Source organism: Saccharothrix sp. ST-888 (assembly GCF_000955975.1).
Lineage (GTDB): Bacteria > Actinomycetota > Actinomycetes > Streptomycetales > Streptomycetaceae > Kitasatospora.
Map to the genome: position 1 here is coordinate 1 of NZ_JYJF01000251.1, position 1,902 is coordinate 1,902.

The window sequence follows — 1,902 nt, forward strand, 5'->3', positions numbered from 1 at the left end:
CGACGTGGGGGTACCTCCCGGCCGAAGGCTGGGGGCGAAGTAGCAGCGGAGCTGCGGCGACTGAGGAGAAGCCGTCCAGGCGACAGCCATCGGCACGCGACGCCGCCCCCATGTGCCGGTCGGTCTCAGGCCGGGACGTTGAGGTGCTGGCCCAGCCAGCCGAGCGAGGCGGGGAGCATCCGGGACCAGGTGTTGAAGTTGTGGCCGCCGGTGTCCAGGGTGATCGCCGCGACCTTGGTCTCGCTGCCCTTGGCGGCCGCGATGAACTTCTTGGTGGCCGGGTAGTAGTCCCCGTCGCCCTCCTTGCTGCCGCCGACCAGCAGCGAGACCGCCGGCTTGGGCAGGTTGGCCAGGCGCCAGTCCAGGTCGGCCTGGTTGCGGCGGTCCTTGCTGCCGGCGAACAGGTCACCGGTGGTGGCGTCGTCGGCGGCCTTGTAGTAGCCGGAGAGCGAGACGGCGGCGCTGAAGACGTCCGGGTGCTTCATCGCCAGCTTGAGCGCGCAGTAGCCGCCGGTGGAGTTGCCGATCACGCCGAAGCTGCCGGTGCCCTCGGCGACCCGGTAGGAGCTGCGGATGGCCTGCGGAACGTCCTTGGCGAAGTACGACTCGGCCTGCGTGCTGTTCGGGACGTCCTCGCACTCGGTGTCGCGCGGCATCGCCGGGGACGGGCGCATCATCACCAGGACGGTCGGGTTGGTCTTGCCGTCCTTGATCAACTGGAGCTCGGTGGAGGGGTAGTTGAGCTTGGTGATCAGGTTCTTGGCGTCGCCCGGGAAGCCGGTGATCGCGATGGCCGCCGGGAACTTCTTGTCCTTGTACTGCGGCTGGAAGTACTGCGGCGGCAGGTAGACGTAGCCCTCGGTGGACAGGCCGGTGCTCGCGCCCGGGATGCGGATCTTCTCCAACTTCCCGACCACCAGCGGGTCACGGCCCACGGTGTTGGCGCCGCGCACGTTCTCGTTGGAGATCTGCTGCACGCCCTGGTGGCCCTTGCCGGCCGTGAGCTGGCTCTGGATGGTCACCGGACCGTCGTTGCCGGTGCCCAGCAGGTCGTCCCAACTGCTGTAGAAGGCGAAGTAGTTGTTGGCCACCAGGCCGAGCGTGCACATCACCGCGAGCTGCGTGCCCACGATGGTGCCCAGCCGGCCGAAGACCGCCGCCCAGGAGCGCTTGGCGAGGCGGGGCCACACCCAGACCGTGCCGGCGACCACCAGAACCGAGATCAGCGCGGACAGCGCCAGCACCTTGTGACTGGTCAGACCCATGCGTCGTTACGCCCCTGCTCCACCGTTGACCCTGCTCCACCGTTGCCGCTGCGGCACTCGGCCCCCGCCCGGGGACACCCCCGCCGGAAGACCGACATTCTCCTAGAGTGCCTGAGAGATTCCTGGGAGACCTGAGCGTCAGGGGTGAGCCTACCCCCGCCGATCGGCGGGGGTAGGCGGGGTCTGCGACACTGAACCGTCGATCGAAGCCGGATCCAGCTGGAGGAACGGGCATGAGCAGCACCACGAGCCCTGGCGACGGACTGGTCCGGGCCGGAGCGATCGTCTTCCTCATCGGGTCGATCGCCACCATCGTGACGTTCGTCCCGCTCTTCTTCGACCTGCCGCGGTTCCCGAGCATCGCGTACTGGGTCTGCATGCTGATGCCGGCGGGCTTCCTGCTCTCGCTCGGCGGCCTGCTCCGCTCGGCGCGCGCCCAGCGCCGCCGCGCGGCCGCGTAGCCGACCGCACACCGGCGGCACATCGCAGCGTCCGCCCGGGCTCAGGCGCAGCGTCCGGTCCGGCTCAGGCGAAGGCCGCGAGCCAGGCCGGGAACTCCGTCAGGTCCGTGAGCACCACGTCCGCCCCGGCCTCGGCCAGCTCCGCCGCGCCGTACGGCCCGGTGGTCACGCCGACC

2 protein-coding genes are annotated in these 1,902 nt (G+C 69.9%); one reads left to right on the plus strand and one right to left on the minus strand.

The window, feature by feature from the left end; all coding sequences use genetic code 11:
* Positions 1 to 125: 125 nt before the first annotated feature.
* Positions 126 to 1,265 (minus strand): alpha/beta hydrolase, encoded by a 1,140-nt coding sequence (locus UK12_RS32410; protein ID WP_045306789.1) that lies wholly within the window; start codon positions 1,263 to 1,265, stop codon positions 126 to 128.
* Positions 1,266 to 1,498: 233 nt separating this feature from the next.
* Here UK12_RS32410 and UK12_RS32415 point away from each other — a divergent pair, with 233 nt between their 5' ends.
* Positions 1,499 to 1,726 carry a hypothetical protein gene (locus UK12_RS32415; protein ID WP_045306790.1) on the plus strand — a complete coding sequence of 76 codons (228 nt, stop codon included), beginning with the start codon at positions 1,499 to 1,501 and terminating at the stop codon, positions 1,724 to 1,726.
* Positions 1,727 to 1,902 lie beyond the last annotated feature (176 nt).

Excerpts from the sequence above, each read along its gene's own strand:
- UK12_RS32410 (WP_045306789.1), bottom strand. The coding sequence starts at position 1,265 with ATGGGTCTGACCAGTCACAAGGTGCTGGCGCTGTCCGCGCTGATCTCG.
- UK12_RS32415 (WP_045306790.1), top strand. The coding sequence starts at position 1,499 with ATGAGCAGCACCACGAGCCCTGGCGACGGACTGGTCCGGGCCGGAGCG.